Source organism: Gilliamella sp. B3783 (assembly GCF_026536125.1).
In the GTDB taxonomy this organism is placed as follows: Bacteria; Pseudomonadota; Gammaproteobacteria; order Enterobacterales; family Orbaceae; genus Gilliamella.
Window position 1 is genome coordinate 60,612 of record NZ_JAFNOU010000008.1, and the last position, 26,935, is coordinate 87,546.

Genomic DNA, 26,935 nt, shown 5'->3' on the forward strand with positions numbered 1-26,935 from the left:
TAAAAATAATATTGTTTTGCTTTCTCTTATTCTCGCTTGTTTTTATCTTAACAAGCGAGTTGTCTTTCATAACGATGATAGCTAAAAAAGAGCCATTTAAATTGGCTAATACATTTTTTGTGACCAGCCAAGTTTAGTTGAAAGATTATTAAAGTAATCATAGTCTTTAGAGTGAATGAGGTTAAATTCATACTCTGAACGGCGAATAATCACATCCTGACTTGGTTTCACCGGTAAAATTATTTGACTGTCACAGGCGATATTTAGATCGAGTGCGGTGGTTGGAAATTTAAGATGAATAGGTTTGTCACTTTTAATAACTAATGGCCTAACTGCTAATGAATGCGGAAACATAGGTGTAATAATTAAAGCATCTAAATGTGGGGCTAAAATAGGTCCGCCCGCAGATAAAGAATAGGCTGTTGAGCCAGTTGGTGTGGCAATAATTAAGCCATCAGCCCGCTGTGAAAAGGCATTACGTTCATTGATGTAGACATCATAATCAATCATATGCGCAACCGTATTAGGGGTAACGACAATTTCATTAACGGCAAAACCCGAGTTGATTAATTTGCCATTATCATAAATAGAGACTTCGACTAAAAAGCGAGGATCATCATCATATTCACCTGCAATCACTGGGCTTAACTGCTCGATCACTTTTTCATGTGAAATATCGGTTAAAAAACCCAGATTACCACGATTGACGCCAATTACCTTAATTTTATAGTGTGATAAGCAACGTGCTGAGCGCAACATATTACCATCGCCACCTACCACGATAGCCAAATCTGCTTGTTCACCGATTTTATCTAGTGAAGCATAAATGTTTTTCGGGAATTTAATATATTCCGCTAATCGGTCTTCAACTAAAACCTCAATTCCCAATTTAACCAGCCAATCATAGAGTACGCTATGTGTTTCGATTGCCTCAAGTTTTCTTGGAATGCCAATTAAGCCAATGCATTTAAATGGTGCACGCATAGAATATCCTTGTTATTGTTAGATATAAATCGCTGTATTTTTTTATAACAGCCAAAAAAATATCTATCAACTTATTGTTAAGCTTGTAATAATAAAATTTGTCCCCATAATAACCGTTATTAACTAAGTTTTCGACTACATTTGGAGTACCGTATGACAGAGCAAGATAAGAATATGTCAGAAAATGAATCTAACATTGATACCGCAACCGAATCATCAACCGAGCAAGCTACACAAGCTCAACCTAATGTTGATGAGCAATTAAAAGCGAAAGATGCACGAATTGCCGAGCTTGAACAAGAATTACAAATTGCTAAAAAGAATGAAAGCGAAGCCATGATTCGTGCTCGTGCCGAGATCGACAACGTGCGCAAACGTGTAGAGCAAGATGTTGATAAAGCCCGTAAATTTGCGCTTGAAAAGTTTTCGAATGAATTATTACCTGTCATTGATAATCTAGAACGTGCTTTAGAATCAACTGATAAGGATAATCCACAGCATCAAGCAATGGTTGAAGGTTTAGAGCTGACCTTAAAATCATTTTTAGATACCGTGAAAAAATTTGGTATTGAAGTGATTAACACCCAAGATTCACAATTAAATCCAGATTTACATCAAGCGATTAGTATGGTTGAGTCACCTGAACATCAATCAGGTCAAATCGTAAATACCATTCAAAAAGGTTATACGTTAAATGGTCGATTAATTCGTCCAGCTATGGTAATTGTTGCTAAATAAAGTAAAAAATGAGCCGCCTTAAAAGGGCGGCTAAACTTATTTATTGCGTTGCTCTTCTCGAGTCAATTTTTTCATTTTTTGTTCAATTCGTTGACGTTTTAATGGTGAAAGGTAATCAACAAATAATTTACCTTTTAAGTGATCCATTTCATGTTGAATACAAATAGCAAATAATTCATCGGCATCAATTTGGTAAGGGTTACCATGACGATCAAGTGCTTTAATTTTAATTTTTTCTGCTCTTGGTACAAATCCACGGCAATCAGGAACTGATAAACAACCTTCTTCAATACCTGTTTCACCTTCTTGACTAATAACCTCTGGATTAATAATGACATAAACTTGACTTTTGTCTTCCGAAACATCAATAACAATAATTTGCTCATGTACATCGACTTGAGTTGCCGCAAGTCCGATTCCATTTTCGGCGTACATTGTCTCAATCATATTATCAATGATGGTTTGTAGCTCAGGTGTAAAATTAGTTACAGGTTTTGCAACTTTGCGAAGTCGTTCATCAGGAAAACGTAATACCGGTAAAATAGCCATAAATTGTTCGATCTACTCCTCATTTGTTAGGTTTTATCAACTTGCTCACATTGTAAACATTTATCTTGGTAATGAATAGCCTTAGTTGGCTATTGATAAAATATATCTTATCAATTCAAGGTAAGGCATCTGTTTTAGATGTGAATCAAGAGGAATGTAATGAGTAAATATGAATTCTTGCTCCGAATTTCAATGCTTGGTCATGGAAAACTGGCTATTTTTAAAAAATTGAGTCAGTTTTTTGTATCTGGTCTACCTAATCAAATTAAGGATGTTCCTTTTTTATTAGAAAAATTAGGCTTAAGCCAAACTCAACAAACACATTGCTTATCTATCTCTTATTTACATTTTGAACCGGTGCTCAATTGGTTAAATAATTCTTGCCCACCTAGATCGTTGATCGCTTATTGTGATTTACACTATCCCGCTTTACTAAAGCAAATCAGTTCGCCCCCTATATTTTTATTTGTGATGGGAAACGCTCAGCTGTTATCTTCCCCCCAAATTGCGATGGTCGGTAGCCGTGAATTTAGTGAATATGGTGCGCAATGGGGGCGATATTTTGCCGGTGAACTTGCGATTAATGGTTTAACGATAACCAGTGGTTTAGCGCTTGGTTTAGATGCAATTTGCCATCGGGGTGCACTTGAAGTATCGGGTGATACTATAGCTGTTCTTGGCAGTGGCTTAGCTAAGATCGCACCAACATCTAATCTTAAACTCGCGCAAGATATTTTGGCACAAAATGGTGCGTTAGTATCTGAATTTTTGCCCTTTGAAAACGCGAGAGCTACGTACTTTCCAAGACGTAATCGGATTATAAGTGGATTAAGTTTAGGCACGTTTGTTGTTGAAGCCTCTGAAAAAAGTGGATCGTTAATTACTGCGCGTTATGCTATTGAACAAAATCGTGATGTGTTTGCTTTACCTGGGGATATTGATAATCAAAACTGTAGTGGAACCCATTATTTAATTAAACAAGGTGCCTATTTAGTGACTCAACCTATCGATATTTTAGAACACTATAACGGTTATTTATCAACAATGGTGCGGCAAGAAAAAAAACAACATGATGACAGTATTTTGTATCCCGAAATTTTTGCTGTGATCCATCACCAACCTATAGCTGTTGATGTGATTGCCTCATTAGTTGATTTACCAATTCCAGAGCTAACCAGTAAACTATTAGAGATGGAAATTGCTGGATTAATTATGACAGTAACTGGCGGTTTTATTCGTACAAGAATTCGCTAATACATTTTTATTGTCGCGAATTTTTAGCTGGATTATAGGCTAAGAATAACTGCCACCGATATGAATCGGTGGGGGAATATACTTTTTATTTTTCTTCAATTTCTAATGCAATTTCAGATAGGATAATACCGGTGTTATCGGCATAGACAAAATCACCTGAAAAGAAAGTTACACCGCCAAAGTTAACGCGGATATCGACTTCACCCACACCTTGATCTTCTGAGCCGACAGGAATTGATGCAAGAGCTTGAATACCGATTTCAGCATCAGCAAGATAATCAACTTGACGAACCGCACCATAAACAATTATGCCTTCCCATTGATTTTGAATAGCAATATCAATTAATTCTGCATCAATCAGTGCTCGTCGAACCGATCCTCCACCATCAATCACCAATATTTTGCCAGTACCATTAGATTGTAAGACTTCGTATAATAAGCCGTTATCTTCAAAACATTTTACTGTTACAGCTTGACCTGAAAATGACGATACACCACCAAAATTGCTGAAAATTGGTTCAACGACGTTAACATCTTCTGGGTAATAATCGCAAAGAATTGAAGTATCAAACTCCATCATCGAGTCTCCTTTTGCATTTTAAATTGTGTTTAGTATAACGCTAACATTGATTAACACGATATAAAATTTAAATAAACGTGAGCTAGCTCAAAATAATACCCAAACAATAAAGTAAATTAGTTAATAAAGCAAGTTTGACCATCTGTATTAACAAAGGTAATGCTTCATTTGAATTGCGATATTGTAAAACCGCATAAATATGTTTGCCATATAGTGGTAAGATTATTAAGAATAATCCACTGTAAATAGTGTGTAGTTGATAATAAGCAAACAAGCTAAAAAAGCTTAGAGAACAGAGCAATAACAATATATGGTAGTATCGTCCAAGCGTGTTTCCCATCAAAACTACAAGCGTTGTTTTATGATTGAGCCGATCACTGTCAATATCGCGTAAGTTATTAATATTAAGAACCGCTACGGCCAATAAGCCGCTTCCAATAGATGGTAAGATAATCGATACAGATAATAATTTAGTTTGTAAATAATAACTGCCCATTACCCCAACTAAGCCAAAAAAGAGCAATACGGATAAATCACCTAGTGCAATATAACCGTAAGGTTTTTTGCCAATGGTGTAAGTGATGGCTGCGATAATCGCCAAAAGTCCTAACAGGATAAAGCTTAATAATTGATAAACACTATTACAGGCAACAATAATTAAAATTAATCCCGATAAGATACATAACAAAATGTTAATCCATAATGCTATCTTTAATTGCTTTAAGGTAATTAAACCTAATTGAATGCCTCGAGCATGTGCGCTGAGATTTTGCTTATCACTCCCTTTAATGGCATCACCATAGTCATTGGCTAAATTAGATAATATCTGTAATAGAGCGGCTGTGGTGATTGAAAACAGCATAATAAATAGATTGAATGCGTGCTGCCAATAAGCTAGCGCATTACCCATAAGAATTGCAGAAAGCGAAAGTACTAATGTTTTTGGACGTAAACTAATCATCCACGGATAACATTTCATTGACATTTAACATGTTATTTAAATTTAAAAAATTTGTAGTCATCATAACAGTAATTGATATTAACTGCTAATGATGAACTAAGTGAATTTTATTTATCTAATTTTAGCAATATAAGTTCTTTTCATTTTTTTAAAGAATCGTCTTACTTGCCCTTGTCTTAATGCGGCAATAAAAAAACCAAGTGAGCCGTACATCACGCCAAGCATTAAAATCATAAATACATTAAACCAATTATCTGTTAGACCTAAACCCATTTGGTTAACGCCGGCGATCATATTGGTTGCCCAAGTTGAGGGTAACATTCTTGAAACTGTTTGCACCCAAAGAGGCATGGCATCGAGCGGCCAAATTGTACCAGATAAGTAAAATACAGGCGTTGTTAAAAATGCCAGTGTTAAATAGATCATTTCTGCTCTACGTAAACACTCGGTCAGTAATTTGCTGAGACCTAAAACTGCAAGCAATAATGGAAATGTCATAATTAAAATTTCTGGTATGTTTGCCAATTGCCTGTATCCTAAAACCCAAGGCCATAAACCAAATAGCACAATTGATAAGAATAACCAAATTGGAATTAAACCGCATAAACTACCTATTACCGCGATTTTGGGTGGTTTTCCTTGAGGCAGTGAGTTTAAAGTTATATTCGTGCGCGTTGAAGCAATTAAAAATGAGTGTTGTAATAACATCACCAATAAACCCGGGAACGTTATTGCAGCAAAGCTAATTCCAGCATTATAAAGAGGCTCAGTTTGACCATTTATTGGTGAAAGAATGACATTGATTTGTTTGTCTGAAAAACCATTATTTCGCATAATTCGGCTGTTAAATTCCGTTAATATTTGCTGATAAATGCCCTTTATGTCCACCTGTATTAAGCCATTAGCTAAACGGCTTGAAGCATCACCATAAGCTGGGATTGTCACTTCTTGACCACTTAAGATCCGTTTTTCAAAATCTCGGGGAATGGTGAAAACAGCAAACAGTTTACGATTATTGATATCGTCATAAGCTTCTAATGAACCTTCGTATATAATTGTTTCAATCTTGGAACTGGTATTTAAAGAACGAATAAGGCTACGGCTGGTTGCGGTATGATCTTGATCAACAATTGCTACAGGTAAACTTGTAATCGTACCATTACTATACACTAAGCTCATCAACGAGACAGATACTAACAGCAACAACCACATCGGGCGTATTAGCATAAATAAAAATATTTTTGCAAATGAAGACCAAAATATTTTAACCACCAAATGTTTCCTCTTACTGTGAATGTAGCCGTCTAACTAAGCGTTTTCGAACTAACACTGTAATAATTATTGGGTAAATCATTAAAATACTACAGGTTTTTAGTACTGAAAGATAACTAGAATGCCGCAAAAATAGATCAAACAATTTATTTAGAGCATAGGTTAACGGCTCAAGAGATGAGATAAATCTTGCAATCCAAGGCATCGATAATTCGGGTACAACTACACCAGAATAAGTGAGTGCCAAACCAACCAAGACACCAATATAGGTGTAGGCATCTAAAGAGGTTTTGGTAAATGTGTAGAGCAAAATACCAATACTTTGTGCAGCAATAACATAAAAGAACACCACCACAATCATCGCAAAGGGTGAGCCTGATACGCGAGCATGCGAAAATAGCACCAACATGGCGATTTCGAAAATGAGTAACATGGTATACCAAATGGTATAAGGTGCTAACTTACCGAGCACAAACGGATAATTTGGGCGAGTACGTTTAGGTAGCTGCGCTAAAATATGAATTGTGGTTGTGACTACAAATAGTTGTAACAAATGCACGACAGCAGAGAACTGTTGGAAGTACATCGAGTTACCGCTCGCATTAAATAGCCCATCATAATTGAAGTTAACTTTTGCCAACGTTGGAACAGGTAAGCCAACACTGGTTGCCATTGTGGTTCGATATTGAGTATTTAATGTGGCAATCAAACCTGAATAATCCATAATTGAATACAGCCCTGCACTATAATATAACGCATTATAATAAAGCATAGGCGTAGGTTGACGGCCGGCTAATACGTCCGCTTCAAAATTGGGTGGAATATACAAAATGGCATAAATTTTAGCTTTTTGTAAATCACGTTCAGCAATAGAAAGTTGGCTATCATAATTGATAAGATTAGCATGTGCGCCAGCATTGAGATCGCGCACTATTTCACGTGATAAACTACTTTTGTCATTATCAATATAGCCAACTGGCAAATCAAATAATACCCCACGATGGAAGATACTACTGATTAATATGAAAATAATCAGCGGTAAAATCCACATTAACCAGTGGAAGGTAAACCGTCTAAATATGACTGGTATTTCAGCGTTAAATGCTTGTTTAAAACGCTGCCAAAAGTCTAAAATTAGTTGTCTAATTTCCATAAGGTGCTCATGCCAGCGCGTAAACCTGCAATAGGTGTAGTTGGATAAAGTCTAACTTCAAATGTTTTTAAGTCAAAGTCGCCGGTGGCACGAGTTGCGCGCTTAGTTGCGTAATCACCCATAGGCGCGATATAACGAATTTCCGCTTCAACCTCTTTATTGCCAAGTGCAGGTACTTCTAATTTAACATGATCACCTTTGTGGATATTAGGCATAATATTTTCACGAAGATTAAATACAAAATAGGCTTGGGGTAATCGAATTATGGTTAATAATGGACTATTTGCATTAAATAACTCACCAACTTCAGCCGGGATAGAGCCAATTTCACCTTCAACTGGGGCTTTAACTTTCAAGTCATCGTATTGAATTTGTAACTGTTTAAGTTGTTCTTCTGCTTGCTTTAATTGCGCATCATAAATTTGACGTTGTTCAACTCGGTCACCATTTTTGGCTTGATCTAAATTAGCTTGCGCAGATTGAACTTGTTGAAAAGCAGCGTCGCGAGTTTTTAAAGCATTATCTAATATTGATTGAGAGACAAATCCTTTGCTTGAAATGGCTTTATTACGTTCATACTCTTTTGATGCATTGTTGTAATCTACTGTGGCTTGTTTAAGTAGTGCTTCGTAGTAACGAATACTTTCTTCCCGTGTTCCATGTTCTGAAAGTTCGACTTGTGCCTGAGCTTGATCGCGAGCCGCTTCGGCCGCTTTGACTTGCGCTAAAAGCTCAGGACTATCAAGGGTAATAACAATCTGATTTGGCTTAACATCATCGCCTCGATTGACATTGATGACTTGTACCCGACCTTTCGCTTTTGACGAGATACTGACATTAGGCGCATCAACTTCACCTTGTAATATGAGTTGATTATTGTGTGATCGAATTAAAATTGTCATTGAAATTAAAATAACAATTAATGCAATAATAATAAAAGTTCTTTTATTCATAAATTTTTTAAGAGTGACAGTAATTAGATAAGGCCTAAAGAGTTAGGATAATTGTATGCAATATGGATTTTACATACGTAAATTGTAACTATTCTTTATATTATACGAAATGTGTTTTATTTAAACAACGAAAGCACGTTCTTTGTTTAAAGAATACGTAAATATTGGCACTTTTATTGATTTTACTATTATTTTATTTGGACGATATATAAATTTCAATCATTCTAAACTACTATTTTAATAGATTTTATTTATGAATGAGATTAGTTAAAAGAAATAGATAAAAACCGACTTATTTAGTATGATATTTAAAATTGAAATACTAAGGCCTAAAATTTATGAAAAAAATAATTATTATTGGTGGTGGCGCTGGTGGTTTAGAGCTAGCGACAGACCTAGGCGATAAGCTGGGAAAAAGTAATAAAGCACAGATAACGTTGATCGATAAAAATAGTTATCATCTTTGGAAACCACTATTACATGAAGTTGCAACTGGTGTTCTTGATGAACAAGTTGATAATATTTATTACTCTTCTCAAGGGCAAGATCATGGTTTTGGATTTACTCAAGGTACGTTTACCGATATAGATCGTGATAACAAATTAGTTAAAATTATCGACAATAATAATGAAACAACGTCCCTTGCGTATGATTTTTTAGTGATAGCGATTGGTAGCACTTCTAATGATTTTGGTACGCCAGGTGTGAAAGAGCACTGTATCTTTTTAGATGATCAAAATGCGGCAATTAAGTTACGTGAAACCTTAATTTCTAAATTTACCAGTTTTTGCTCTATTATTGATGAGAGCGAAACAAAAGATGAAGATAAAATCCGTATTGCTATTGTAGGTGGTGGCGCAACAGGTGTTGAATTAGCCTCGGAGCTACCTCATATGGTTGAAACCTTCGGTGCTTGTGGGCGCAATAAAATGTGTTCTGATTTGTTAGATGTTTCGGTAATTGAAGCAACAGATCGAATTCTACCAGCCTTACCAGAAAAAACAGCGGAAAGTATTACTCAAACTTTACAAAAACGTGGTATACATGTGTTGACTAAAACCATGATTACCAAAGCTGAAAGTGACGGTTTTTACCCTAAAGAAGGGGACGAGATTAAAGCCGATATTATGATCTGGACTGCTGGTGTTAAAGCCCCTGACTTTTTAAAAGAGATTGCCGGTTTAGAATCGAGCCGCTCTAATCAATTGGTCGTCAAACCGACATTACAAACTACGCGAGATGATAGTATTTTTGTTATTGGTGATTGTGCCTATGCTATGCAAGATAACGGCCATGCATCTCCTCCTACCGCGCAAGCCGCACATCAAATGGCAAAAATATGTTATGAAAACATTGTTAACTTGTTTAATAATCAACCAATGAAGTCATTTAAATATTCTGACAAAGGTACCATAATTTCGTTGCACGATACTGCACAAGGAGTGGTTAAATTAGGCAGTAAAAGTGAAATGAGTGTTAAAGGCTTTTTAGCGTTAATGATTCATCGGTTACTTTATCGTACACATCAGGCGAGTTTACTTGGCGTATTTAAAACCATTCGGTTTGCTAGCGCAAGTAAAGTGATGTATAAAGCTAAAGCATCGTCGATTTTTACTAACAGAGATTAGTTTTTACATAAAAACATATAGCTACTTATAAGAATAAAAATTATAAGTAGCTATTTTTTTATATAATTTCAGCTAATGAGTTTAGCTGTTTGGGTTTTTATTGATGCGTTTTGTTTCTGTACTGGTGTTATTATTAACCAGTTTTATTTGTGTTGCTGACTACAAACCTCAAGATGGGGATATTATCTTTCAATTCTCTCAATCCCGTCAAAGTCTTGCTGTTCAACAAGCTACTAACTCACCTTATAGTCATATGGGAATAATTTTTATTAAAAATGGAAAACCTTATGTCTTTGAAGCGGCAAATAAAGTGGTCTATACACCGTTTGAGAAATGGATAAATCGAGGAAAAAACAGAAAATATATAATTAAACGTCTAAAAGATCACCCTTTATCACAGCAAGAAATTTCTCATTTAAAACAAGTTGCTCATTCATTTGAAAATAAGCCTTACGATATTTGGTTTGGTTGGGACGATACATATATTTATTGCTCAGAATTAGTTTGGAAAATTTATGACCGAGCATTAGCGTTGAAAATTGGACAATTACAAAAAATTAAAGATTTTAATCTGTCAGCACCAGCAGTTAAACAAAAATTGAAAGAGCGCTATGGGAATAATATTCCTTATCAAGAAAAAGTGATTTCGCCTGTCGCTATGTTTAACTCGCCATTATTGATTACTGTTGATAAGCATTGGTAGTGTTAAACTAACAGTAATTTTTTTATCGGAGCAAAGCTTTTTCGGTATAAGTGATTAATACCGTGCGCTTCAATGGCAATTAAATGGGCTTTAGTTGGATAGCCTTTATGCTGAGCCAGTCCATATTGTGGATACAATTTGTCTAATTCAACCATTTCACGATCACGCGTCACTTTTGCAAGAATCGACGCAGCACTAATTTCAGCAACAAGTAAATCACCTTTAACCACGGCTTGTGTTTGAATGCCGAATTTAGGACAACGGTTACCATCTACCAAAACAAAATTGGGTTTAATCGATAATCCATCTACAGCTCGTTGCATAGCTAACATGGTAGCGTGTAAAATGTTTAACTTGTCTATTTCTTCAACAGATGCCCTTGCAACACACCAAGCTAATGCATTTTCTTTAATAACATCAAATAGTTGTTCGCGTTTTTTTTCTGACAGTTTTTTGGAGTCTGTTAATCCCTTAATCGGTTTATTGGGATCTAAAATAACCGCCGCGGTAACGACATCCCCGCATAATGGTCCTCGTCCAACTTCATCAACACCGGCAATTAATGTGGCATCAGGGTAGGTAAATTCTAACAACAAGGTGAGTCCTCTAAAACATCAAGTACTGCTTGAGCGGCTTGTTCATCGGCATTACAACGAATTTGCTTATGTAACGATAAAAAGGTTGCTTTCAATTCCGTATTATCACTCTCTAAGAGAGGAATAACGTGATTAGCGATATTTTCGGGTGTACAGTCATGCTGAAGTAATTCAGGTACAATCGCTTTACCGGCTAAAATGTTAGGTAATGAAACATAAGGAGTTTTGATTAATTTTTTAGCTAGCCAAAACGTAAAGGCTTTCATTTTATACCCAACCACCATTGGGCATTTAGCCAACATACATTCTAAAGCAACCGTTCCTGATGCCAAAATAGCTGCATTACTTGCAATCATTGCTTCACGCGCCTGACCATCGAATAATTGAACCTTAAGATTAGGGGCGATTTGTGCTTTAATTTGTTCAAACTCTTGTCGCCTTTTTGCATTTGCTAAAGGCACAACAATATGTAAATCCGGAAAACGTTGCTCTAGCAACTGAGCAGCTTGTAAAAAAGGCGCCGATAATAGCGTGACTTCAGCATGGCGGCTTCCCGGCAATAGCGCTAAACAACGACTATTAAGTGGGATACCTAATTGTTGGCGCATTGCGAATTGATCGGGTATTAAAGGGATATCATCCGCCATTTTATGACCAATAAAACGACACGGCACATCAAACTTATCATAAAACGCTTTTTCGAACGGTAAAAAGACCAAAATCAGATTTGTATTACGTTTAATCTTAAACACGCGTTTTTGCTTCCATGCCCAAACTGATGGGCTCACATAATGTATGGTTTTAATACCGGCTTGTTTTAGCCTACCTTCTAAAGAGAGATTAAAGTCAGGGGCATCAATACCAATAAAAACATCTGGTTTAAGGGCGATTAAGCGTTTAGTGATATCTTGGCGGATGGATAAAATGCGGCGCAATCTTCCTAATACTTCGACAATTCCCATTACCGATAACTCATCCATTTCATACCAAGCTTGACAGCCTTCGGCTTGCATTTTGGGGCCAGCGATACCGATAAATTGAATATTGGGATGAAGTTTTCTTAAAGCGCAGATTAGACCTGCGCCAAGAATATCGCCAGAAGTTTCGCCGGCAACTAAAGCGACAGTAAAGGGCTTATCTGCCATTAACGAATCATGCCACGTGTTGAGCGCGCAAAAAAGTCGACAAATAATTGTACTTCTGGATGCTGTTTTGCGAGTGTTTCAATTTCTATTTTAGCTTCATCTAAACTTAATCCGTTTCGATAAAGAATTTTGTAGCTATTACGAATGGCTTGTAGCGCTTCTTTACTAAATCCACGGCGTTTTAAACCTTCATAATTAACACCATGCGGAGTGGCATGATTACCTTGGGCAATCACATAAGGGGGGACATCTTGCGCAACACCTGAACAGCCACCTACCATTACGTGTGATCCTATTACACAAAATTGGTGTACAGCTGTCATACCACCAATAATGACATAATCGTCTAATTGAACATGCCCACCAAGTGTTGCATTGTTGGCTAAAATGCAATGATTTCCAATATGGCAATCGTGTGCAATATGGGCATTTATCATAAATAAATTATCACTGCCAATACGCGTTAACTCACCACCTTGAACCGTTCCTCGATGGATAGTCACACTTTCACGAATCATATTACGATCGCCAATTTCGGTGCGAGTTGGCTCACCTCGATATTTTAAATCTTGATTAACTTCACCGATTGAAGCAAATTGATAAATTTGGTTATCGTTACCAATTTTAGTATGACCATTGATGACAACATGTGATTTTAAAAAAGTCCCATTGCCAATTTCAACATTTTCACCAATAAAGCAAAAAGGTCCAATTTTGACGTTATCGCCAATTTTTGCGCCTTTTTCAATTACTGAACTTGGGTGTATTTCCGTTGCCATAGCAGTTCCTTAATACTGTTTTAGGGATATTTTAAAAACCAAGTTATTTACGAGCACACATCATTTCTGCTTCGCAAACCAACTTGCCATCAACAGTTGCAACTCCATGGAATAGTGCAATACCACGACGTTCTTTAATATATTCAACATCAAGCACGATTTGATCGCCTGGTACAACCGGTCTTTTAAAGCGCGCTTTATCAATTGATGCAAAATAATAAAGTTGTCCTGGTGATAACTCTTCAATACTTTTAAACGCTAAAATTCCCGTAGCTTGCGCCATAGCTTCTAAAATTAATACGCCAGGAAAAATCGGTTTATTTGGAAAGTGACCTTGGAAGAAAGGTTCATTAACTGTGACATTTTTAATCGCTTTTAATGTTTTACCTTTTTCATAACTAATTACCCGATCAACCATTAAAAATGGATAACGATGAGGTAATAAACTGATGATTTCTTCAATATCAAGGGTATTAAGTTCGGTAGTCAAAATAGCTATCCTTTTACATTATTTTCTATAAATTTTGTATATTATAACTGAGGATGCCACTATCACTCAAGGATGATTTAAATCCCCCGTTTTGTTTAACTATAGCTATTATTGCTATATTAATAATAGTTTTATTAAATAAATGATCTGTAAATACTATATTATCCTATATCAAATCATATATAATAATCTGAAATTTAGCTAAAAAGTTCCTAACTTGGAGAGTAGTATGAAATCATTGATTAAAATGACGTTAGTAAGTAGTGCAATTGTATTGGCTTTGGTTGGCTGTGATGATAAAAAAACATCTCAAGAAAAAACACAGTCAGGAACAGATAAAATTACCATTTCAAATGATGCACAAAAAGAAGCTTATGCTTTGGGTTCATCATTTGCAACTTACATGAAAGCAAATTTAGAACAAAATCAAATTAAAGCCGACCAAGATTATATCATTAGTGGCTTTAATGAAACTTTCCGTGATGCATCTCAACTTTCAAAAGATGAAGTAAAAAATGTTTTAGAAGCATTCGGTAAACGTATTCAAGAAGAAAGTAAAGCGCGTTTTGAAAAAGAAAAAGCCGATAATACTGCCGCTGGTGATAAATTCCGTGCAGATTTTGCTAAACAAGATGGCGTTAAACAAACTAAGTCTGGATTACTTTATCAAATTCTTAAAGAAGGTTCAGATCGTCATCCAGCTGCCGATGACACCGTTATTGTTCACTATACTGGAACATTAACCGATGGACGTAAATTCGATAGTTCTTATGACCGTGGCGAAACAGCAACATTCCCATTAAGCGGTGTTATTAAAGGTTGGACAGAAGGAATTCAATTAATTGGTGTTGGTGGTAAAATTAAGTTGGTTGTGCCGCCTGATTTAGCTTATGGTGATCAAAGCTTCCCTGGACAGGGTGATAAAGCTTCAATTCAACCTGGTTCAACATTAATTTTTGAAGTTGAATTACTTGGTATCGATAATGGTGATGCTAATAGCGAAAACCAAAATACTCAATCAGCCCAACCAAAGGCAACAAACTAATTGAGTAATTCATTAAGTTACACTCTTGTTGTTTTGGGTCCTGCTTATGGGACCCAATCTGCTTATTGTGCCTATCAATTTGCTCAATCACTGTTAAGCCAAACTTCTTATCGTATTGAAAATATCTTTTTCTATGGCGATGGCGTGTATAATGCTAACGATTATACCGATCCGGCAAATGATGAATTTAATTTAATTTCAGCTTGGCAACAATTAGCAGAAAAATATGCCTTAAAGTTAGGTGTTTGTGTCGCTGCTGCACAAAGGCGAGGTGTGACTAAAAATAATCTTGCACAATATTTTGAATTAACTGGGCTTGGAGAGCTAAGCGAATCCATGGCGACTTCAGATCGGACTATTCAATTTTAACTTAAGGTTATTGCAATGAAGAAAATTGCCATTATTATTAGCGCTTTACCTCATGGTGATGCTAAAGGTCGGGAAGCACTTGATATTGCACTTGCTGCATCGGCTATAAACGCTATTTCGGTACTATTTATTGATGATGGGGTATTTCATCTATTGCCAAATCAGTATCCTGATAAAATTTTAATGCGCGATTATATTGCTACTTTTAACCTGTTAGAACTTTATGATATTGATGATGTTTATGTTTGTCAGTCTGCGTTAAACTCACGAAATCTGACTAATATCAACTTAAATATTCCGCATAAGGTGCTTGATGCACCATCTTTAAAACAATTATTAGCTAGTCAAGATGTGGTTTTACGGTTTTAATTATTAAAACTAAAAACACAAATCAGTTTTAACTCTACCCACTGTTTAGATCTTTTTTACTTCTATTTGATATATTGAATGTGTATGGATGTTTTTATAACAAAATACTAATGATATAAGTTATTAATCCAACCTATTACTTTGCTACCCTCAGTCATAGGTTGGATTATTGTTATTAAAATAACTTATAGAAATTGAGTCATAACTCGATTAAACCAATTTTTTCATTTGGTCGGCAATTTTTTCAGCTTGCTGTCCAACCACAATTTGCACACCTGTTTTACCTAATTTGATTACTGCCATTGCACCAAGTGCTTTTGCTGCTTGTTCATCAATTAAGTCAGAATCATTAACACTTAGGCGTAAACGAGTAATACATGAGTCGATATTGGTTAAGTTCTCTTTACCACCAACAACAAGTAAATATTGCTGTGCAAGTTGAGATGCATCGCTAATAGCAAGTCCTGATTGTGAATTTTGGCTATTTGTTGTTACTGTTTCATCATCTTCACGACCCGGTGTTTTAAGATTGAATTTAACAATCACAAAACGGAATACAACATAGTAGACAACAAAGAACACTAAACCTTGTAATATCAACATATACCAATGTACAGCTAAAGGATTGCGGCTGGATAACAGCATATCGATTAAACCTGCACTAAAGCCAAAGCCAGCTATCCATTGCATGGTTGCAGCGATAAATAGTGAAATTCCAGTCAAAATAGCATGGATCACATAAAGTAAAGGTGCTACAAACATAAAAGCAAATTCTAAAGGTTCAGTAACCCCAGTGAAAAATGCGGCAAATGAAGCGGCTAACATGATCGATGCGGTTTTATCTTTATTGCCTTTTTTCGCTGTATGATACATGGCTAATGCTGCGCCCGGTAAACCAAACATCATAATTGGGAAAAATCCTGCTTGATAGCGACCGGTAATACCAATGGTTGCTAATCCATCATCAATTGATTTTTGTCCACCAAGGAAGGTTGGTATATCATTGATGCCAGCCACATCAAACCAAAATACTGAGTTAAGTGCGTGGTGTAAGCCGACCGGAATTAACAAACGGTTAAAGAAGCCATAAATACCCGCCCCAATAGAGCCTAAATCTTTAATGTATTTACCAAAAGCAACTAATGCATCATAAATAGATGGCCATATAAAATATAAAACAGCAGAAACTAATAGCATCACGATAGAAACAATAATAGGAACTAATCGTTTACCACTAAAAAAAGCTAACGCTTTATGTAATTCAACAGAACTGAATCGGTTATATAATTCAGCTGCAATAATGCCAACTAAAATACCAACAAACTGATTATTAATTTTTTTAAACGCAGGGGAAATTTGTGATTGCCAACCATCAACACTGGTATCAATACCATTAAATAATGCAATAGAACTTGGTGAAAGTAATGTTGTGACAACTAAAAAACCGACTAATCCAGATAATGCAGCTGCACCATCTTTATCTTTAGACATACCATAAGCAACACCTATAGCAAAGAGGATTGGCATGTTTTCAATAATTGCACCACCAGATTTTATTAAAAAGGCAGCAATAATGCTATTTTGTCCCCAACCATTTGGATCAATCCAGTAGCCTATACCAAGCAGTATTGCCGCCGCAGGTAATACTGCCACCGGCACCATTAATGAACGCCCAATGCGTTGTAAATACGCTAAAATTCCCATAAGTTAACCTCATATATTGTTAAACAATATCTAAAAAAGTTAAGTTAAAAACAGTTGTTAGATATTAGTTGTTATTTTTTTATATTTGATATTATATTATTTTACTTCGCAAATTAATTATTTGCTTTTTGTGATTTTTGTCACTAATTTTTTTGATTAAATACTTTAATATAGTAAAATATAGTCAACATATTTTACTTTAAAAAAAAAGAAGTTATTTTATTATATCAGAAGAGGTAGTAGCACATGAGACTTATTCCTTTAGAAAATGCGCAACAAGTTGGCGCTTGGGTGGCACAGCGTATTGTTAATAAAATTAATCAATTTAAACCGACAGCGGATCGTCCGTTTTTATTAGGTTTACCAACGGGAAGTTCACCTTTAGTTATGTATCAACAATTAATCAAACATTATCAAGCAGGTCATGTCAGTTTTAAACACGTTGTGACCTTTAATATGGATGAATATGTTGGGTTACCGGAAGATCACCCTCAAAGTTACCATACTTTTATGCATGAAAACTTTTTTGATCATATTGATATCGATAAAAATAATATCAATATTTTAAATGGTAATGCTCCTGATATCGATGCAGAATGTCGTCAATATGAAGAAAAAATTAAAGCTTATGGTAAAATTAATATCTTTGTTGGTGGTGTGGGTCAAGATGGACATATTGCATTTAACGAACCAGGCTCTTCACTTTGTTCAAGAACACGGATTAAAACTTTAACTGAAGATACCATTATTGCTAATTCTCGCTTTTTTAATAATGATAAAAATCAAGTACCAAAACACGCACTGACTATTGGTGTTGCAACATTAATGGATGCACAAGAGGTAATTTTACTTGTTTGTGGTCATAATAAGAGTTTAGCACTGCAAGCCGGTGTTGAAGGTTCAATTAATCATTTATGGACTGTGACTGCATTACAAATGCACCCAGCATCAATTATTGTTTGTGATGAGCCAAGTACTGATGATCTTAAAGTCAAAACCTTAAAATATTTTAAACAGATGGAAGCAGATAATCTTAAAATAACTGTTTTATAAAGGATAACTCAATGTACGCATTAACAAATTGTCGTATTTATACTGGTTATGAAATTCTTGAAAATCACGCCGTTATTATTGACGGCGATAAGATTAGCAAAGTTTGTAAACAAGAACAATTGCCAGCTGGCATCACTATTGACGATTTACAAGGTGCTATTGTTGCACCGGGTCTTATTGATATTCAAGTCAATGGCTGTGGCGGGGTACAGTTTAATGAAACACTTGATGCTTTGAGTGTGAAAACACTAGAAGCAATGCAAGCAACAAACCTTGTTCATGGTTGTACCAGTTATTTACCGACTTTGATTACTTCAACAGATGAATTTATGATAAAAGCAGTGAATGTTATGCGTGAATATTTAGCCACGCATCCTAACCAAGCTTTGGGATTACATCTTGAAGGACCTTATATCAATCCAGAAAAGAAAGGTATTCATGATCCTAATATTATTCGTCAACCGTCGCAAAAAATGATTGATTTTCTTTGCGAAAATGCTGATGTGATTAAAATTATTACCCTGGCACCAGAAAAAGTTGAAAGTCATTTTATTCAACAGTTGGTTAATGCAGGTATTCATGTATCAGTAGGTCATTCTAATGCGCATTATGATGATTGTCGTCGAGGATTTAATGACGGTATTCGTTTAGGCACGCATCTATTTAATGCTATGCCTTATATTTCTGGGCGAGAACCGGGTGTAGTTGGTGCGATTTATGATGAACCAGAGGTTTACGTCGGCATTATTGCTGATGGTCATCATGTGAGCTGGGCTAATATTCGTAATAGCCATAAAATAAAGCAAGATCATTTAATTTTAATAACTGATGCAATGTTACTTGCTGGTTCAAATTTAACTTCGGGCGTGTTTGCTGGAAAAACTATCTATTATAAAGATGGGCGTTGCGTTGATGAAAATGGCACATTAGGTGGATCAGCCCTAACCATGATTGAGGCGGTAAAAAACGCAGTTGAATATGTAGGCATTGCATTGGATGAGGCATTAAGAATGGCAACGCTTTATCCCGCAAAAGCCATAGGTGTCGATAAACAACTGGGTACAATTAATGCAGGTAAAATAGCCAATCTTGTTGTTTTTAATCGTGACTTTAGAATAATTAAAACGGTTGTTAATGGGGTGATGACCCGCTAGAATGTCAGATAACGAATGAAATTATCTGAGTTAATTTATGACATTTAATTATCTGAACTTAGTTGGCAATGCTGAGCTAATCAAGCAACTTAATTATGCAATGATTTATCGTTTGATTGTTCAGCAAGCGCCAATTTCTCGAATACAACTTGCTGAAATTAGCCACTTAGCTCCAGCAAGTATCACAAAAATTACCCGCCAACTACTTAAAAATAAATTGATTAAAGAAGTTGATGCACAACAATCAACAGGTGGGCGTCCAGCTGTTTCTATACAAGCTAAGTTTAGTTATTATCAAACTATTGGCGTACAATTAAGTCGTTCACATGTTACCATTGAACTTTATGATTTAGGTGCGCATAGTATAGCGTTAGAGGTTTATCCGTTAACCGATTTTACTGAGCAAGAAGTGCAAGACTATCTTGTTGCTTTACTCAAAGAATTTATTCATAAAAATAGTAAAAAAGTGAAACGCCTGATAGCCATAGCGGTCGTACTTCCTGGTTTGATCGACTCTGTACGCGGTATTGTTCGATACGCTCCGCATATTCAAGTTAAAGAGTGGCATTTAGGTGATGTATTACATCGTGAGTTTAATGTCACTATCTTTTTAGGCAATGATATTCAAAGTTTAGCGCTTGCTGAAAGTTACTTTGGCACCACACAAGATGTCGATGATTCAATATTGATACGGGTTCATCGAGGAGTAGGATCAGGCGTAATTGTTAATCAACAATTATTAACCAATCACAACCAAAGTGCTTGTGAAGTGGGTCATATTCAGGTCGATACACTAGGGGAACGTTGTCATTGTGGTAATTTTGGTTGTTTAGAAAATCGCGTCGTAAATAACGCTATAGAGCGCCGAGCTAAACAGATGATCGAACAAGGTTATCCGACTAAATTAACGCTTACTGAGTGTAATATTGCAAATATTTGCAGTTGTGCCAATCAAGGCGATGAGCTAGCTATTAAATTAGTTAAAGACGCGGGTGAAAATTTGGGGCGAGCTGTCGCAATTATGGTAAATATATTTAACCCACAACGTATTGTACTCGCAGGGGAATTAATTAAATCACCCGAAATATTGTTACATGCTGTAAATAGTGCATTGAATGCTCAAAGTTTAGAGGGATTAAGAAAAAACCTCACCATTAATTGTTCAGTGTTAAATGATTGTTCAGCTATAGGCGCTTTTGCTCTTATTCAACAAGCATTATTTAATGGTTCGTTGTTAATGACATTAGTTGAAGATAGTGAACAATAGTTTTTTGATGATAAAAAAAGCCCGAGGGTTCGGGCTTTTTTATTAGGCTAAAATCCGTAACATTCTTCTTAATGGTTCTGCCGCGCCCCATAATAGTTGGTCGCCAACGGTAAATGCTGATAAATAGTCTTTACCCATATTAAGTTTACGTAAACGTCCAACTGGTGTTGTTAACGTACCAGTAACGGCAGCTGGTGTTAATTCTCGCATTGAAATTTCACGATCATTAGGTACCACTTTTACCCAATCATTATGTGCAGCTAATAATTTTTCAACTTCTGGCACGCTGATATCTTTGTTTAATTTAATCGTGAATGATTGACTGTGGCAACGTAGAGCGCCAATTCGAACACAAAGTCCATCAACAGGGATAATTTGGCTGGTTCCTAAAATCTTATTGGTTTCAGCTTGGCCTTTCCACTCTTCTTTACTTTGGCCATTATCCAGTGCTTTATCGATCCAAGGAATCAAGCTACCGGCTAAAGGCACACCAAAATTATCGGTAGGTAAGCTTCCATCGCGCATTTTTTGTGTGACTTTACGTTCGATATCTAAAATTGAAGAATGCGGATCTTGCAATTCTTTAGCAACTTCGGCATTTAGCATTCCCATTTGGGTTAACAGTTCACGCATATGACGTGCACCACCGCCAGATGCTGCTTGATAAGTTGAGACTGATACCCAATCTATCAAGTTTTCAGCAAATAAACCACCTAAAGACATTAGCATTAAACTGACGGTACAGTTACCACCAACAAAGGTTTTAATGCCTTTATCTAGAGCTGCGTGGATATTCGCTTTGTTAACGGGATCAAGCACAATAACAGCATCATCTTCCATACGTAAAGTTGATGCAGCATCAATCCAGTAGCCTTGCCAGCCTGTCGCGCGTAGTTTTGAATAGATTTGGGAAGTGTAATCACCCCCTTGGCAGGTGACAATAATGTCTAATTCTTTTAGTGCATCAATATTATCTGCACGTTGTAACGTGCCTGTTTTTCCACCAAAAGTTGGCGCAGCAGCACCTGCTTGAGAAGTTGAGAAAAAAACAGGGTTAATATAATCAAAATCGTGTTCTTCAACCATACGTTGCATCAGAACAGAACCCACCATTCCACGCCATCCGACAAAACCAACATTTTTCATAATTTATTTCCAAAAAGTAGATGTTATATAAATAGTCACTTTTACTATTAAAGCAAAATATCATCATAAATCAAAGTAAGATAAGAATTATTTTTTTAGATTATGAAAAGATAACAGCGAATTATATAAAACTATTGTTATTTAAATTACTAGCTAGTTTTTATTGATGTCCGTTACCTATTCTTTTTTTACAATGATAAGTGCGCTTAAGTAACCTATTTGATGATAAAGATTGTCATAAATAATATTTACTTTAACGTTAGCCATTTTTAATTATGGTGTTGGCATGGTTTGCCAAATAAAAAACTCGACAGTATTGAGAAAATTATCCAAAAAATGCCCTTCATATTGATCTGCAATAACGAATACCTGCTGTTTTTTGCTATGGTTTATCGCATTAAGACGAGCAATAAATTTAGCACTTTGCCATGGTGCGACACGTTCATCTTTCAAACCTAGTGAAATCATAACCGGTGGATACGTAACATTATCTTTTAAGTTTAAATAGGCATCTATTTTAGATAAATCATTTAACTGTTTTGCGTTTAATGGCGAACCAAACTCGGCAAAATTTGCGTTGCCAATGGCGATGTTATCTAATCGGCTCATATTTAACATACCCACATTAATTGATGCCGCAGCAAAAAGTTCAGGATGTTTAGCTAATGCCATGCCAATTATAATACCACCCGCACTTTCACCGCTGATAACTAGCTTAGATGGTTGGGTAATATGATGATTAATCAAATATTGTGCGCATTTTATAAAGTCATCAACTGAGTTTTGTTTATTCGCTAAGCTACCGCCAATATGCCAATTTTTGCCTAATTCTCCACCGCCTCGAACGTGAGCAATTGCAATTATTCCACCTCTTTCAAGCCAAATTAAACGTGTTGCATCAAAAAAAGCGAGCTGACTTACACCATATGCGCCATAGGTCGTTAACCATGTAGGAGCAGTACCATCATATTTGATCCCTTTAGGATGAATAATCGTCATGGGAATGAGTGTGCCATCGCTTGATTTTATCCATTGTTGTTCAGCCTCATAGTTGGCAAACGAAAAAGCACTGGGATTAATCATTTTTGTATCTTGAATTAACCCATTATCAGGATCATAACTAAATATTTTGGGTGGGACAGTCCAATTTTGAGCAGTAAATAATATTTCTTTGTGATCTGCATTACTAAAAATGGCCGTTACTTCTTCATTATTGGCAAGTGGAATCAATTTAACATGATGAGTGTCAGCAAAAGGGATAGTTACAAAGTGGGGGATTGTTGACTCATGATAAGCTAAGTAAATAGCATCTTTGCTTGCGGCAAATTGGGTCAAATCTCCATTTTGCCATGCCATAATTTTTTCTTCTGGTTGGCCATTCTTATTCAGATTCACGCGCGAAATAGTATAACCAGACAAATCATTATATTTAGCTAAATATAACCAATCATCTTTCAGAATAAAATTGGTCACATTTTGTTTTCTATCGATGATTTTTTGCCAATGAGCATTGTTTTTTTGAAGATCATCATAGGGTGTTATATACAAATCGATACTATAACCCGATATAGAAGGTGAGACCGAAGCAATAGCCCAATTTGACGAAAAGGATAATGAAGTATTTTGATCAGTAAAGGGGTTATAATCGGATATCTGGCCAGTACCAAATATTAAAACATCATTTTGTCTATTTGCGTTTAAATAGTGATGGTAGACCTCTTCTGTGCCGGATTTTTGACTATTATGTTGATATCTATCATTTCTTTTATAAAAAAAAGATAAATTATCCTTAGACCAAATGATATTTGGATCTGATATGCCGGTTATATCATCGTTAAGATGTGATTTGGTCTTTACATTAATAATTTTTATTGATGATATCTCAGCACCATTTTCATAAATGCTATAAGCAATATATTGACCATCATGTGAAGGATAAAAGTCATATATACCATAGCCAATAGGGGGATCGATTAATACTTTTTCATTATTGAAGCGATCTTTAACAAAAAGACGATTATACGGATGATCTGCTGTTTGTTTAAAATAAAAACAATTATCGCCTACGTATTGAATATCAGATATTCTAGGTTCAGCGCCAAAATCTGTTAACTCATCAAACCGCTGACTCACTGTTTTTTGCCAAGGTAACGCATTTAGTGTTTTGACAGTACGTTCAGATTCAGACAATAACCAATTATTGATTAACTGTGGTTGATTTTCCATCCAACGATATTTATCGTTCGTGTCGATTTGTTTTAATGTTAATTCATTATTAGTTTTACAACAGCTACAAATACTACTTAATAATAGAATCAATATGATGATAGCTGTTTTATCTTTGAATATAGTCAAATTTGCCTACCTATTTATTCGATGATCAATGTAAGGCTTTAAATAGAAAGGTATTACTCGTAATGGATAAAAGCAAATATAATTTTATTTGCGTTAAAAATATATTTGCCTTATTAAAGTTAAATTAATTGTTTTTTATTTGACCAGTTTAAAACTCTTCATCTTCTATTATTGATGACGTCATTGACACCATATTATAGTGTTCAATACTTTGTTTAGCGGTTTGCATTAGTTCTGGTAATAAATCATCTAACGCCATTTGCGTTCTTAGCATAAATGTTGCCAATAACATGGGTATATTCACCCCAGTAACAATTTCGAGATTTGGGTAATTTGCCATTAGTCTGGTTAATGTATTAAAGGGGGTGCCACCTTTTAAATCAACAAAACAAAGTAGAGTTTGTCCTTCCTGTGTTAGCATTGTCAATGTTTGTTCAATTTGCTGTTGAAAATCATCTAACGATTGCTCTGTTAAAAAAGGGACTGCTTCACATTGTGTTTGTTTACCACAAATCATTTCAGCACTTTCAATAATGCTGTTTGCCATTGGTCCATGGGTGCTGACTAATACTGCAATCATTGGCAATGTTCTCCTTAGTAATCTAAGCAACGATAATAACGACGAATTGACATTGGATGACGATTTAAGTGTTCGACATAAGCATCAATTCGATTATTGATAGTACGAAAAACAAACGGTGATAAGTGTCCACGATATTTTTCAGCGATACCCGGTAATTCATAATCTTTGGTATCAATAATGGTGTAATTTCCACAAATTTGTGGTAAGAATTTAGCGACACGTTCACTTAATGGACGCTGTGTATCTTCACCAACATAAACAGTAACTGCCGTATCACGATCGATCACTTCTAATGTACCATGAAAAAATTCAGCTGACTCAATGGATTTTGAACGTAACCAATGTTGCTCTTCCCAATAACACATAGCATGAGAATACGTTGCTCCCCATTGATTGCCCGCACCAACAAAATAGTGCATTGTATCGTTATGGTGTTTTTCAGCAACTTCTTGACCAAATTTATCGGCTTTTTTAGCAACAGCAACAATATTTTTAGCAAAGTGTTGATCCATTTGTTGATAAAACTCATCATAATCAGGGAACTCACCGGCTAAATACATTAAACGATCTGCTGTCATAAAGAATTTTAATTGTTCATTCATTGGGTAAGTAATAACATGGTGTGCCATTTTCCCTAATGGCGTATCAGCTTTATCCATGAAAGCGAATACGGTTGAACCCACTTCTTTTTGAATTTTCTCAATAGCTGCAACGACTTCTTGTGTGGTACCTGTGACAGATGAAATAATGATTAATGTGTCTTTAGTGATACGTTTGTTTCCTGTTACTAGATATTCAGCCGCATGTTGAACAAAAGTTTCAATGGCTGTTTTTTCTTTCATATGGACAACTGCTTGCATTGATGATGCATAAGTGCCACCAATACCTAACCAACAAACATTGCTGTAACCACGTTTATGAATTTTATCAATAAACTCATTAATTTGTGGACGTAACGCTAATGCACCATTCATGCTGTCGAGTTCTTTTTGTTCGTCATATTTTCTCATACTGTAACCCTCTTTATTTTAGATTTAGTGATTTCATCAAATTCTGGATATGTTGATTTTTCTAGATTGTGACCTTTTAATTGCGACACTTGATAACTGAGTAAGTGAATTGGGATAGTCATAAACAGTGATGATAAAAGTTCATCACACTCAATATTTAAGCACAAATCGGCTGTTTTCGGTGTTTTGGTATCATGTGCATAAATAGTTGCAATGTTTTGCACATATTGTTTTAAAAACTGTTTTAACAACTCAGCTCTGTCCATGAGTCGACCTTGTGGCTCAATAAAAACGATATAATCATCGCGATGCAAGCCAAGATAAGGGCCATGCATATACTCTTCTAATTCTTTGCCAAATGCTGTATTGCGGACGGTTTCAGTGAATTTGGTTTCACCTTCGCGTGCAATGCCGTATGTTGCGCCATAACCGATAAAAATCACACGGTTAGTTTGATTGAATTGATCTTGATGTTTCGCAACCCAAGCTTGTGACTGCAAAATGGCTTGTGGCAATAGTTGGGTTATTTTTTGTATTTGTGTGAAATAACTTTCAAATTGTTGAGCGTTAATACGCGCTAGTTTTTGACTAATAGCTAAAGCGATTAACATCAAGTCGAGTATGGTTACACTATAACCTGCACTGACATAAGGCATCTCTTCAATTGGCATTCCCATTGATAAAATATGATTACTCACTTTATACAATGGACTGCTTGGATTGCTGGTTAAACTGTATATAGTTTGATTATTCTCAACAAATTGTTTAACTAAATGAATCGTTGAGTAGCTTTCACCGCCTTGCGAAATAGCAAAATATAAATTGTTGGGATCATTGTAATATGAATAATTAGCCGCAATAGAAGGATCTTCTATATAAACTGGCACGTTTAATATTTTACTCATAAAAGGGCGAGCGCTATAGGCCGCATTAGCGCTTGAACCTGTTGCAAAAATAACAATTGCGTTAAGTTGTTTGATCTGGCTTAAATCGATAATATTGGCAAATAACGTTTGGTAATTATCGAGTATATGTTGATAATACTCAGGTTCTAAAGCCACATAATCTGCGATACTTTTCATTGTTTTCCTCTCA

At 35.6% G+C, this 26,935-nt stretch carries 27 protein-coding genes; 10 read left to right on the forward strand and 17 right to left on the reverse strand.

The features are described 5' to 3' along the window. Positions 1-105 precede the first annotated feature (105 nt). A complete protein-coding gene (gene nadK, locus J3U59_RS09210) occupies positions 106-984 on the reverse strand; it encodes an NAD(+) kinase (protein ID WP_267334014.1) in 879 nt (292 codons plus the stop codon). Between the two features lie 153 nt (positions 985-1,137). Here nadK and grpE point away from each other — a divergent pair, with 153 nt between their 5' ends. Beyond that, complete coding sequence (gene grpE, locus J3U59_RS09215) at positions 1,138-1,722, forward strand: nucleotide exchange factor GrpE (protein ID WP_267334015.1); 585 nt, start codon at positions 1,138-1,140, stop codon at positions 1,720-1,722. 36 nt (positions 1,723-1,758) lie between these two features. Here the strand turns inward: grpE and def are convergent, their stop codons facing one another. Further along, on the reverse strand, positions 1,759-2,271 hold the full coding sequence (gene def, locus J3U59_RS09220; protein WP_065633774.1) for a peptide deformylase: 513 nt from the start codon (positions 2,269-2,271) through the stop codon (positions 1,759-1,761). A 159-nt stretch (positions 2,272-2,430) separates the two neighbouring features. Between def and dprA the strand changes: the two genes are divergently transcribed. Further along, positions 2,431-3,525 carry a DNA-processing protein DprA gene (gene dprA, locus J3U59_RS09225; RefSeq protein WP_267334016.1) on the forward strand — a complete coding sequence of 365 codons (1,095 nt, stop codon included), beginning with the start codon at positions 2,431-2,433 and terminating at the stop codon, positions 3,523-3,525. 85 nt (positions 3,526-3,610) lie between these two features. On the opposite strand, the gene rraA is transcribed toward dprA, so the two are convergent. The 5 genes from rraA to J3U59_RS09250 form a co-directional block, all read right to left on the reverse strand. Next, positions 3,611-4,102: a ribonuclease E activity regulator RraA gene (gene rraA, locus J3U59_RS09230; protein WP_267334102.1), complete on the reverse strand. Its 492-nt coding sequence runs from the start codon at positions 4,100-4,102 to the stop codon at positions 3,611-3,613. An 85-nt stretch (positions 4,103-4,187) separates the two neighbouring features. Further along, positions 4,188-5,090 carry a 1,4-dihydroxy-2-naphthoate polyprenyltransferase gene (locus J3U59_RS09235; RefSeq protein WP_267346534.1) on the reverse strand — a complete coding sequence of 301 codons (903 nt, stop codon included), beginning with the start codon at positions 5,088-5,090 and terminating at the stop codon, positions 4,188-4,190. Positions 5,091-5,177: 87 nt separating this feature from the next. After that, the gene (locus J3U59_RS09240) at positions 5,178-6,293 is read right to left on the reverse strand and encodes an ABC transporter permease (RefSeq protein ID WP_416379604.1); all 1,116 of its coding nucleotides are present in this window, start codon (positions 6,291-6,293) and stop codon (positions 5,178-5,180) included. 58 nt (positions 6,294-6,351) lie between these two features. Continuing rightward, positions 6,352-7,491, reverse strand: coding sequence for an ABC transporter permease (locus J3U59_RS09245; RefSeq protein WP_065633777.1), 1,140 nt, complete (start codon positions 7,489-7,491; stop codon positions 6,352-6,354). Next, entirely contained in the window at positions 7,473-8,444 is a 972-nt protein-coding gene (locus J3U59_RS09250) for an HlyD family secretion protein (RefSeq protein ID WP_267334019.1), read from the reverse strand. Before J3U59_RS09250 ends, J3U59_RS09245 begins: the two co-directional genes overlap by 19 nt. 338 nt (positions 8,445-8,782) lie before the next feature. On the opposite strand from J3U59_RS09250, the gene J3U59_RS09255 reads away from it, so the two are divergent. Together J3U59_RS09255 and J3U59_RS09260 are read left to right on the forward strand one after the other, a co-directional pair. Continuing rightward, positions 8,783-10,072: an NAD(P)/FAD-dependent oxidoreductase gene (locus J3U59_RS09255; protein WP_267334020.1), complete on the forward strand. Its 1,290-nt coding sequence runs from the start codon at positions 8,783-8,785 to the stop codon at positions 10,070-10,072. Between the two features lie 103 nt (positions 10,073-10,175). Further along, complete coding sequence (locus J3U59_RS09260; RefSeq protein WP_267334021.1) at positions 10,176-10,775, forward strand: YiiX family permuted papain-like enzyme; 600 nt, start codon at positions 10,176-10,178, stop codon at positions 10,773-10,775. A 2-nt stretch (positions 10,776-10,777) separates the two neighbouring features. Here J3U59_RS09260 and rnhB read toward each other — a convergent pair whose 3' ends face one another. From rnhB to fabZ, 4 genes are read right to left on the reverse strand one after another with little or no spacing between them, the layout of a single operon-like run. After that, positions 10,778-11,368, reverse strand: coding sequence for a ribonuclease HII (gene rnhB / locus J3U59_RS09265; protein ID WP_267344469.1), 591 nt, complete (start codon positions 11,366-11,368; stop codon positions 10,778-10,780). Next, a complete protein-coding gene (gene lpxB, locus J3U59_RS09270) occupies positions 11,362-12,516 on the reverse strand; it encodes a lipid-A-disaccharide synthase (RefSeq protein WP_267334023.1) in 1,155 nt (384 codons plus the stop codon). The genes rnhB and lpxB overlap by 7 nt, the downstream gene beginning before the upstream one ends. After that, positions 12,516-13,295, reverse strand: a complete 780-nt coding sequence (gene lpxA / locus J3U59_RS09275) for an acyl-ACP--UDP-N-acetylglucosamine O-acyltransferase (RefSeq protein ID WP_065633782.1) — start codon at positions 13,293-13,295, stop codon at positions 12,516-12,518. Before lpxA ends, lpxB begins: the two co-directional genes overlap by 1 nt. A gap of 43 nt (positions 13,296-13,338) precedes the next feature. Beyond that, positions 13,339-13,785: a 3-hydroxyacyl-ACP dehydratase FabZ gene (gene fabZ / locus J3U59_RS09280; RefSeq protein WP_065558097.1), complete on the reverse strand. Its 447-nt coding sequence runs from the start codon at positions 13,783-13,785 to the stop codon at positions 13,339-13,341. Positions 13,786-14,014: 229 nt separating this feature from the next. Between fabZ and fkpA the strand changes: the two genes are divergently transcribed. From fkpA to tusC, 3 genes are read left to right on the forward strand one after another with little or no spacing between them, the layout of a single operon-like run. Next, positions 14,015-14,830 (forward strand): FKBP-type peptidyl-prolyl cis-trans isomerase, encoded by an 816-nt coding sequence (gene fkpA / locus J3U59_RS09285; protein ID WP_267334024.1) that lies wholly within the window; start codon positions 14,015-14,017, stop codon positions 14,828-14,830. Further along, positions 14,831-15,199 carry a sulfurtransferase complex subunit TusD gene (tusD, locus tag J3U59_RS09290; protein WP_267334025.1) on the forward strand — a complete coding sequence of 123 codons (369 nt, stop codon included), beginning with the start codon at positions 14,831-14,833 and terminating at the stop codon, positions 15,197-15,199. Positions 15,200-15,214: 15 nt separating this feature from the next. After that, the gene (gene tusC, locus J3U59_RS09295; RefSeq protein ID WP_267334026.1) at positions 15,215-15,568 is read left to right on the forward strand and encodes a sulfurtransferase complex subunit TusC; all 354 of its coding nucleotides are present in this window, start codon (positions 15,215-15,217) and stop codon (positions 15,566-15,568) included. A gap of 210 nt (positions 15,569-15,778) precedes the next feature. On the opposite strand, the gene nagE is transcribed toward tusC, so the two are convergent. Then, positions 15,779-17,272, reverse strand: a complete 1,494-nt coding sequence (gene nagE, locus J3U59_RS09300; RefSeq protein ID WP_267334027.1) for an N-acetylglucosamine-specific PTS transporter subunit IIBC — start codon at positions 17,270-17,272, stop codon at positions 15,779-15,781. A 246-nt stretch (positions 17,273-17,518) separates the two neighbouring features. Here nagE and nagB point away from each other — a divergent pair, with 246 nt between their 5' ends. From nagB to J3U59_RS09315, 3 genes are read left to right on the forward strand one after another with little or no spacing between them, the layout of a single operon-like run. Further along, on the forward strand, positions 17,519-18,325 hold the full coding sequence (gene nagB / locus J3U59_RS09305) for a glucosamine-6-phosphate deaminase (RefSeq protein ID WP_267334028.1): 807 nt from the start codon (positions 17,519-17,521) through the stop codon (positions 18,323-18,325). 11 nt (positions 18,326-18,336) lie between these two features. Beyond that, the gene (gene nagA / locus J3U59_RS09310; RefSeq protein WP_267334029.1) at positions 18,337-19,479 is read left to right on the forward strand and encodes an N-acetylglucosamine-6-phosphate deacetylase; all 1,143 of its coding nucleotides are present in this window, start codon (positions 18,337-18,339) and stop codon (positions 19,477-19,479) included. 37 nt (positions 19,480-19,516) lie between these two features. Continuing rightward, the gene (locus J3U59_RS09315) at positions 19,517-20,746 is read left to right on the forward strand and encodes an ROK family protein (protein WP_267334030.1); all 1,230 of its coding nucleotides are present in this window, start codon (positions 19,517-19,519) and stop codon (positions 20,744-20,746) included. Positions 20,747-20,788: 42 nt separating this feature from the next. On the opposite strand, the gene asd is transcribed toward J3U59_RS09315, so the two are convergent. The 5 genes from asd to J3U59_RS09340 all read right to left on the reverse strand — a co-directional run bounded on the left by asd (position 20,789) and on the right by J3U59_RS09340 (position 26,922). Then, positions 20,789-21,892, reverse strand: a complete 1,104-nt coding sequence (asd, locus tag J3U59_RS09320) for an aspartate-semialdehyde dehydrogenase (protein ID WP_267334031.1) — start codon at positions 21,890-21,892, stop codon at positions 20,789-20,791. A gap of 273 nt (positions 21,893-22,165) precedes the next feature. Then, positions 22,166-24,247: a prolyl oligopeptidase family serine peptidase gene (locus J3U59_RS09325; RefSeq protein WP_267334032.1), complete on the reverse strand. Its 2,082-nt coding sequence runs from the start codon at positions 24,245-24,247 to the stop codon at positions 22,166-22,168. 148 nt (positions 24,248-24,395) lie between these two features. Continuing rightward, positions 24,396-24,827, reverse strand: a complete 432-nt coding sequence (locus J3U59_RS09330) for a PTS sugar transporter subunit IIA (RefSeq protein WP_267334033.1) — start codon at positions 24,825-24,827, stop codon at positions 24,396-24,398. A 14-nt stretch (positions 24,828-24,841) separates the two neighbouring features. Further along, the gene (locus J3U59_RS09335; RefSeq protein ID WP_267334034.1) at positions 24,842-25,840 is read right to left on the reverse strand and encodes an SIS domain-containing protein; all 999 of its coding nucleotides are present in this window, start codon (positions 25,838-25,840) and stop codon (positions 24,842-24,844) included. Continuing rightward, a complete protein-coding gene (locus tag J3U59_RS09340) occupies positions 25,837-26,922 on the reverse strand; it encodes an SIS domain-containing protein (RefSeq protein ID WP_267334035.1) in 1,086 nt (361 codons plus the stop codon). The genes J3U59_RS09335 and J3U59_RS09340 overlap by 4 nt, the downstream gene beginning before the upstream one ends. Positions 26,923-26,935: the final 13 nt, after the last annotated feature.

Excerpts from the sequence above, each read along its gene's own strand:
- nagE (WP_267334027.1), bottom strand. The coding sequence starts at position 17,272 with ATGGGAATTTTAGCGTATTTACAACGCATTGGGCGTTCATTAATGGTG.
- J3U59_RS09260 (WP_267334021.1), top strand. The coding sequence starts at position 10,176 with ATGCGTTTTGTTTCTGTACTGGTGTTATTATTAACCAGTTTTATTTGT.
- nagA (WP_267334029.1), top strand. The coding sequence starts at position 18,337 with ATGTACGCATTAACAAATTGTCGTATTTATACTGGTTATGAAATTCTT.
- grpE (WP_267334015.1), top strand. The coding sequence starts at position 1,138 with ATGACAGAGCAAGATAAGAATATGTCAGAAAATGAATCTAACATTGAT.
- fkpA (WP_267334024.1), top strand. The coding sequence starts at position 14,015 with ATGAAATCATTGATTAAAATGACGTTAGTAAGTAGTGCAATTGTATTG.
- J3U59_RS09335 (WP_267334034.1), bottom strand. The coding sequence starts at position 25,840 with ATGAGAAAATATGACGAACAAAAAGAACTCGACAGCATGAATGGTGCA.
- def (WP_065633774.1), bottom strand. The coding sequence starts at position 2,271 with ATGGCTATTTTACCGGTATTACGTTTTCCTGATGAACGACTTCGCAAA.
- J3U59_RS09330 (WP_267334033.1), bottom strand. The coding sequence starts at position 24,827 with ATGATTGCAGTATTAGTCAGCACCCATGGACCAATGGCAAACAGCATT.
- J3U59_RS09235 (WP_267346534.1), bottom strand. The coding sequence starts at position 5,090 with ATGTCAATGAAATGTTATCCGTGGATGATTAGTTTACGTCCAAAAACA.
- J3U59_RS09340 (WP_267334035.1), bottom strand. The coding sequence starts at position 26,922 with ATGAAAAGTATCGCAGATTATGTGGCTTTAGAACCTGAGTATTATCAA.
- lpxA (WP_065633782.1), bottom strand. The coding sequence starts at position 13,295 with ATGGCAACGGAAATACACCCAAGTTCAGTAATTGAAAAAGGCGCAAAA.
- J3U59_RS09315 (WP_267334030.1), top strand. The coding sequence starts at position 19,517 with ATGACATTTAATTATCTGAACTTAGTTGGCAATGCTGAGCTAATCAAG.
- nagB (WP_267334028.1), top strand. The coding sequence starts at position 17,519 with ATGAGACTTATTCCTTTAGAAAATGCGCAACAAGTTGGCGCTTGGGTG.
- J3U59_RS09245 (WP_065633777.1), bottom strand. The coding sequence starts at position 7,491 with ATGGAAATTAGACAACTAATTTTAGACTTTTGGCAGCGTTTTAAACAA.
- J3U59_RS09250 (WP_267334019.1), bottom strand. The coding sequence starts at position 8,444 with ATGAATAAAAGAACTTTTATTATTATTGCATTAATTGTTATTTTAATT.
- dprA (WP_267334016.1), top strand. The coding sequence starts at position 2,431 with ATGAGTAAATATGAATTCTTGCTCCGAATTTCAATGCTTGGTCATGGA.
- lpxB (WP_267334023.1), bottom strand. The coding sequence starts at position 12,516 with ATGGCAGATAAGCCCTTTACTGTCGCTTTAGTTGCCGGCGAAACTTCT.
- J3U59_RS09240 (WP_416379604.1), bottom strand. The coding sequence starts at position 6,293 with ATGCTAATACGCCCGATGTGGTTGTTGCTGTTAGTATCTGTCTCGTTG.
- tusC (WP_267334026.1), top strand. The coding sequence starts at position 15,215 with ATGAAGAAAATTGCCATTATTATTAGCGCTTTACCTCATGGTGATGCT.
- J3U59_RS09255 (WP_267334020.1), top strand. The coding sequence starts at position 8,783 with ATGAAAAAAATAATTATTATTGGTGGTGGCGCTGGTGGTTTAGAGCTA.
- rraA (WP_267334102.1), bottom strand. The coding sequence starts at position 4,102 with ATGGAGTTTGATACTTCAATTCTTTGCGATTATTACCCAGAAGATGTT.
- nadK (WP_267334014.1), bottom strand. The coding sequence starts at position 984 with ATGCGTGCACCATTTAAATGCATTGGCTTAATTGGCATTCCAAGAAAA.
- asd (WP_267334031.1), bottom strand. The coding sequence starts at position 21,892 with ATGAAAAATGTTGGTTTTGTCGGATGGCGTGGAATGGTGGGTTCTGTT.